General features: G+C 71.6%; 5 protein-coding genes and 1 pseudogene. All 6 read right to left on the reverse strand.

The features are described 5' to 3' along the window. The coding region (locus CCN42_RS20905; RefSeq protein WP_143661972.1) for a glycoside hydrolase 43 family protein at window positions 1-949 on the reverse strand (949 nt) is incomplete at its 3' end. Then, window positions 946-1,791 carry a DUF6807 domain-containing protein gene (locus CCN42_RS20910; protein WP_086737778.1) on the reverse strand — a complete coding sequence of 282 codons (846 nt, stop codon included), beginning with the start codon at window positions 1,789-1,791 and terminating at the stop codon, window positions 946-948. The genes CCN42_RS20910 and CCN42_RS20905, both read right to left, overlap by 4 nt. Further along, complete coding sequence (locus CCN42_RS20915; protein WP_086737780.1) at window positions 1,788-2,933, reverse strand: Gfo/Idh/MocA family protein; 1,146 nt, start codon at window positions 2,931-2,933, stop codon at window positions 1,788-1,790. The genes CCN42_RS20910 and CCN42_RS20915 overlap by 4 nt, the downstream gene beginning before the upstream one ends. Then, window positions 2,930-4,225 carry a pectate lyase family protein gene (locus CCN42_RS20920; protein ID WP_086737782.1) on the reverse strand — a complete coding sequence of 432 codons (1,296 nt, stop codon included), beginning with the start codon at window positions 4,223-4,225 and terminating at the stop codon, window positions 2,930-2,932. Before CCN42_RS20920 ends, CCN42_RS20915 begins: the two co-directional genes overlap by 4 nt. Further along, window positions 4,222-5,118, reverse strand: coding sequence for a carbohydrate ABC transporter permease (locus tag CCN42_RS20925; protein ID WP_086737783.1), 897 nt, complete (start codon window positions 5,116-5,118; stop codon window positions 4,222-4,224). Before CCN42_RS20925 ends, CCN42_RS20920 begins: the two co-directional genes overlap by 4 nt. Next, window positions 5,115-5,827, reverse strand: a pseudogene (locus CCN42_RS20930) (carbohydrate ABC transporter permease); the annotation flags it as partial. The gene CCN42_RS20925 and the pseudogene CCN42_RS20930, both read right to left, overlap by 4 nt.

The following is a 5,827-nucleotide window of genomic DNA, read 5'->3' on the forward strand; positions in this document are numbered from 1 at the left end:
AGTCGTCGTCGGTGGCGGGCGCGGCGGGCGGCTGCGGCGGCAGGCCGGGCCGTCGGTGGACGGCCACGGGTGCGCCGTCGTCGCCCATCACCGGCCAGCCGTCGGCACCCCAGCGCATCGGCTGGAGGTGCACGACCCGGCCGTAGGCGCCGCGCTGCTGGAAGTGGACGAACCAGTCCTCGCCGGACTCGGTGCGCACCCAGCCGCCCTGGTGGGGGCCGTTGACGTCGGTGTCCTTCTGTTCGAGGACCACTTTCTCCTCGTACGGCCCGAAGAAGTCGCGGGAGCGGAAGGCGCCCTGCCAGCCGGTCTCCACTCCCCCGGCGGGGGCGAGGATCCAGAACCAGCCGTCGTGCCGGTAGAGCTTGGGGCCCTCCAGGGTGAACCAGCCGGGGATGCGGTCGCCGTCCACGATCAGCTTGCCCTCGTCGAGCAGTGAGCTGCCGTCGGGGTGCATCCGGTGCCCGGTGAGACGGTTCTTGACGCCGGAGCGGGACTTGGCCCAGGCGTGCACCAGGTAGGCCTCGCCGGTCTCGTCGTCCCACAGCGGGCAGGGGTCGATCAGGCCCTTGCCCTCCTTCAGCAGGTGCGGCCTGGTCCAGGGACCGCGGATCTCCGGGGCGTTCACCTGGAAGATGCCCTGGTCGGGGTCGCCCCAGAAGATCCAGAAGCGGTCGTCGTGGTGGCGGATCGACGGCGCCCAGACGCCGCAGTCGTGGCGCGGCCGCTCGAACTCCGCCGCCGGTTCCAGCCGGTCGAGCGCGTGCCCGACCAACGTCCAGTTGACGAGGTCGCGGGAGTGCAGCAGGGGCAGGCCGGGGACCCGGCCGAAGCTGGAGGCGGTGAGGTAGAAGTCGTCGCCGACTCGGACCACGTCCGGGTCGGACCAGTCGGCGTCCAGGATCGGGTTGGTGTACGTCCCGGCCGGCTCATGGCTCTGGTGGGTCACTGGGCGACCGCCTTCCGGATCAGGGCCGCGGCCTCCCCGCGGTCGAGACGGCCGTCGGCGACCACGGTGACGATCCGCCGGACGACGGTCTCGCCGGGCGGGACCGGCAGCCGCTCCTCGTGGGCCAGGGAGGAGCCGACGCCCGGGTACTCGGCGGTGCGCACGAACCACGGGTCGCGGCGGGTGGCGTCGGTGGCACCCGCGAAGACCAGCGTCCAGGACGGGCCGGCCAGCGCCAGCCAGTCCGCGCGGCGCCCGTGCACCGCCTGCTCGCCCTCGGTGTCCGCGGTGAAGACGTCCGGCGCGGACGCCTCCTTGCGGGCCCGCCAGAAGAAGCCGCCGTAGGCCGCGCCGGGGCGCCCGTTGGTGGCGGGGCTGCCGATGGTCAGCGGTGCGGTGGCGGGGTTGGTGAGGGCGAAGGTGAAGTCGAGCGCCCAGGCGGTGTCGGTGAGCGCGCCGGCGGCGACGGTACGGCGCTCGCGCAGCAGCTCGGTGCCCGCCGCCACCCAGCGCAGCTCCTCGACGAAGCCGTCCGGGTCGCGCAGCTGGAAGCCCATGTGCCGCTGGGCGCCGTGGTTGTCCAGCTCGGTGGGTCCCTGGTCGCGGACGAAGGTCCGCCCGCCCCAGAAGTTGTACCCCTCGACGTCGGGAACGGCGACACCGACGCCGAGGTGGTGCAGGTGGTCGGCGGGGCTCAGTTCGGTGACCGAGACGCCGGACAGGGTGGTGACGGGGTGCAGGAAGGGGCGCGGGGAGAGCCGGCCGGGCAGTTCGGGGCGGGTGACGTACCGGCCCACCGGTCTGCCGGCGACCCGCAGTACCGTGCTGTCGTCGCTGGTCATCGGGTGCTCACCTCTCTCGGGGCGGCCCAGGGGGCCGTCAGCTCGGAGTACAGGGCGAGGGTGTCGGCGGCGGCCGCGACCAGGCCGTCCACGCCCGGCACGATCCGGCGCTCCTCCCCCGGCGCCCGGTGCCAGGCGGACTCCGGGAGCGGGGCGGGGTCGGGGGCCAGCCGGATGGCCTCGACGACCTTCATGAAGGCGCCGGTCGTCTCCGGCGGCACGAGCAGGCCGGTGCCGTCCGTGAGGTGGCCGGCCAGGTTCTCCAGCAGATCGGTGCGGCCGTACTCGAACTCCTCGGGTCCGTGGCCGGCACGCTGGAGCAGCACCCGGTCCTGCTTGTACCAGAAGGTGATCCGGCCCCGGCTGCCGTGCACCAGGACGTACGGCTCGTCCGGGTGCTCGGCGCACAGGGTGGCGGCGACGGTGACCGGGCGGCCCTGGGCGGTGGTGACGCGGACGCAGGAGGTGTCGTCGGACTCGATGGCGTTGGCCCGCCACAGTTCGGTCTCGATCGCGGTGACGTCCTCGGCGCGGGTGCTGCCGGCGAGGGCGAGGGCGGTGGCGACGGCGTGCGCCAGGGGGTTGGTGAGCGCCCCGTCGATCACGTCCACGCCGTTCAGCCGTCGCTTGCCCGCCCACGGGGCGCGGCGGAAGTACGCCTCGTCGCGGGCCCAGGCACCGGCTCCGCCGATGCCGGTGACCGTGCCGATCGCCCCGTCGGCGATCAGCTCCCGGATCGCGGGCACGGCGTGCGAGCCCAGCGACTGGAAGCCGATCTGGCAGGCCACGCCCGCCTCGGCGACCCCGTCGGCCATCCGCCGGAACTCGGCGTAGGACGGCGCGGGCGGCTTCTCCAGCAGCAGGTGCACGCCTCGGCGGGCGGCGGCCAGCGCCAGGTCGGTGTGGGTGGGGATCGGGGTGCAGATCACCGCGAGCCGGGCGCCGGTGCGGTCCAGCAGGGCGCCGAAGTCGGCTGACTGGATGGGGAGTTCCCCGCCGAACTCCTCCTCGGTCAGCGGGGTCAGCTCGCAGATCCCGGCGAGCCGTACCAGCCCCTTCTCCTGGAGGCGGCGGATGTTCGCCACGTGCCAGCGGCCGTGGCCGCGGGCGCCGGCGAGGACCAGCGGAAGGGCTTCGGTCATCGGAGCCTCCCCGCTCCCGCGCCGCGCGCCACCGCCCGGTCGGCCGCCGCCGCGCTGTCGACCGGGCCGTGCAGGACGGGGGTCCAGCCGACGTCGGCGGTCAGGTCGCGCTCGCTGCCCGAGTTGTACGCGTTGTAGATGGCCAGCAGGTCGACGGGGTAGCCGTTGAAGAGGGAGCCCTCGTCGTGCAGGGCGCTGCCGTTCCAGCTCTTGACCAGGTCGGCGGCCTCGACGTGGCCCGGCGTGTGGAAGGCGTTGTGCTCGGCGTACACCGCCGACTCGGTGCTGACGCCGATGGAGTAGCGGTAGTCGTGGGCGTCCTCGGGGACGACGTACCGGTTGTTGTAGAGGTGCACCTGCCCGAAGCGCACCCGGGGTGCCCGCTGGACGACGGACTCGAACTCGTTGTGGTGCAGGGTGACCCGCAGCCTGCCCCGGTCGCCGGTGGCGGTGTCGCCGTTGCCGATGAGCATCGCCTTGTCGTGGTCCGCGAACCGGCTCCAGGAGACGGTGACCAGGTCGGAGCCGCCTGTGATGTCCAGCAGTCCGTCGTGGCGCAGGTGGTTGCGGGCGAAGTAGGTGGGCTCGTCCTCGTCGAGGTGTCCCTTGTCGCTCAGGGTCACGTGATCGATCCAGACGTGGCTCGCGCCGCGCAGCCAGATCGTGTCGTAGGCCGCCTTCCAGTCGCCGAGGCCGCCGGAGCCCGGCTGCCAGACGGGGAAGCAGTCGTAGGCGTCGCGGATCTCCAGGTTGCGGACGATGACGTTGTCCGCGTCGCTGATCTGGAGGCTCGCGCCTTTCAGCAGCGCGTCGTCGTTGAGGCCGACGATCGTGGTGTTGGAGCCGACACGCAGTTCGATCCGCTCGGCCTGCCGTGCCGCGGACGCCTTGCGGGCCTCCTCCTGGGGGCCGCTCGGCCTGGCGGCACCCCAGGTGCGGGGGTCGTAGGCGGCGAGGTACTTCTTCAGGCTGTAGCCGCCGGTCGTGTAGTCCGCGCAGTCGAGGCGGCGGCCCCGGTCGTCGGTGTTGGCGTCGATGGTCCCGGCGATCCTGATGATCTTCGGGGTGTCGCTGCCGCCGTCGAGGGCACGGACCAGCCCGGCGCGGTCGGTGACGGTGAAGACGTGGGCGTCGTCGGCCGCCGCGCCGCCGGTGGTGCCGCCGGCGGCGGACGCCCAGCCGTCGTTCGGGGGCAGGGTGTCGCGGCTGATGTCGCGAGCGTCGTCGGCGTGCGCGGGCACGCCCAGCACGACCAGCAGAGCGGCGGCCAGGGCCGCGTGCCTGAGTCTCATCCCTTCACCGCCCCCGCGCTGAAGCCGGTGATCAGCCACTTCTGGATGAAGGCGAAGACGAGCACCACCGGGACGGCGGCGATGATGCCGCCCGCAGCCAGGGCGCCGAGGTCGACGCTGTCCGAGCTCATCAGGGTGTTCAGACCGACCGGGATGGTCTGCTTGGCCTGGTTGTTGAGGAACATCAGGGCGAACAGGAAGTGGTTCCAGGAGTGCACGAAGGCGAAGGAGCCGACCGCGATCAGACCGGGGCGCAGCAGCGGCAGCACGATGACCCGGAAGGCGGTGAACCGGTTGCAGCCGTCGACCCAGGCCGCCTCCTCCAGGGAGTACGGCACGTTCTTGATGAAGTTGCTGATGAGGATCATCGACAGCGGCAGCTGGAAGACCGTCTCGGCGAGGATGACGCTGCCGAGCGAGTTGATCATCTGCAGCTCGGCGAAGATCTCGAACAGCGGGACGAGCAGCAGCGCGCCGGGCACGAACTGGGAGCAGAGCAGGGCGAGCATGAAGCCCCGCTTGACCTTGAAGTCGAACCGGGCCAGGGCGTAGCCGCCGGCCAGCGCGACGATCGTGGTCAGCACCAGGGTGGCGAGGCCGACGAGCACGCTGTTCTGGAAGTAGGTGCCGAACTCCCGCTCGGTCCACACCTTCTGGAAGTGGTCGAAGGTGATGGGCCAGGGCACCAGCGAGGTGGAGCCGGCCGGGCGCAGGGCGAAGAGCAGGATCCAGTAGAACGGGATCAGGGTGAAGACCAGGTAGATCGACAGCGGCAGGTAGATCTGCCAGCGCGGGACCTCGTCCCAGTTGCGGTGCTTGTTCACCGGGCGCTGCGGCTCGGGCCGGGTCCGGCGGGGCGTGGGGAGGACCGGGGCCTCCTTGATGGTGCTCACTTGGACTCGCCTCCGAACTTGCTCAGCCGCAGATAGACGATCGAGCAGAAGAGCAGGATCACGAACGCGACCGTGGTCAGGGCCGACGCGTAGCCGAAGTCATGGGCGTCGACGCTGGTGTTGGCGATGTACAACGGCAGGGTGGTGGTCTCGCCGGCCGGTCCGCCGCCGGTCAGGGTGTAGAGCAGGTCGACGTTGTTGAACTCCCACACCGCGCGCAGCAGCGTGGACAGGACGATGGCGTCCTTCAGGTGGGGCAGGGTGATGTGCCAGAACTGCTTGATGCGGCTGGCGCCGTCGACCTCGGCGGCCTCGTAGAGGTCCTTCGAGACGGACTGGAGGTCGGCGAGGATGAGGATCGCGAAGAAGGGCACGCCGCGCCACAGGTCGGCGATGATCGCCGCCGGGAACACGGTCTCGGTGTCCGACAGCCAGCTGGTGCCGTAGGAGCCGATGCCCACGTCGGCGAGGTAGCGGGTGATGCCGGTCTGGGAGTTGTAGAGCAGCACCCAGATCGCGGAGGTGAGCACGCCGGAGACGGCCCACGGGGAGAAGACCAGGGCGCGTCCGATCGCCCGGCCGACGAAGGTCTGGTTGACGATCAGGGCCAGGGCGAGGCCGAACAGCAGCTGGAGTCCGACCTCGACGACGACCCACTTGGCGCTGAAGACGAGGGTGTCCCAGAAGACCGGGTCCTCGGTGAAGGCGT

It is taken from the genome of Streptomyces glaucescens, assembly GCF_002154375.1.
GTDB classification, from domain to species: Bacteria; Actinomycetota; Actinomycetes; order Streptomycetales; family Streptomycetaceae; genus Streptomyces; species Streptomyces glaucescens.

Bases quoted from the DNA above. Each gene is read 5' to 3' on its own strand.
- CCN42_RS20910 (WP_086737778.1), bottom strand. From the start codon at position 1,791: ATGACCAGCGACGACAGCACGGTACTGCGGGTCGCCGGCAGACCGGTG.
- CCN42_RS20915 (WP_086737780.1), bottom strand. From the start codon at position 2,933: ATGACCGAAGCCCTTCCGCTGGTCCTCGCCGGCGCCCGCGGCCACGGC.
- CCN42_RS20920 (WP_086737782.1), bottom strand. From the start codon at position 4,225: ATGAGACTCAGGCACGCGGCCCTGGCCGCCGCTCTGCTGGTCGTGCTG.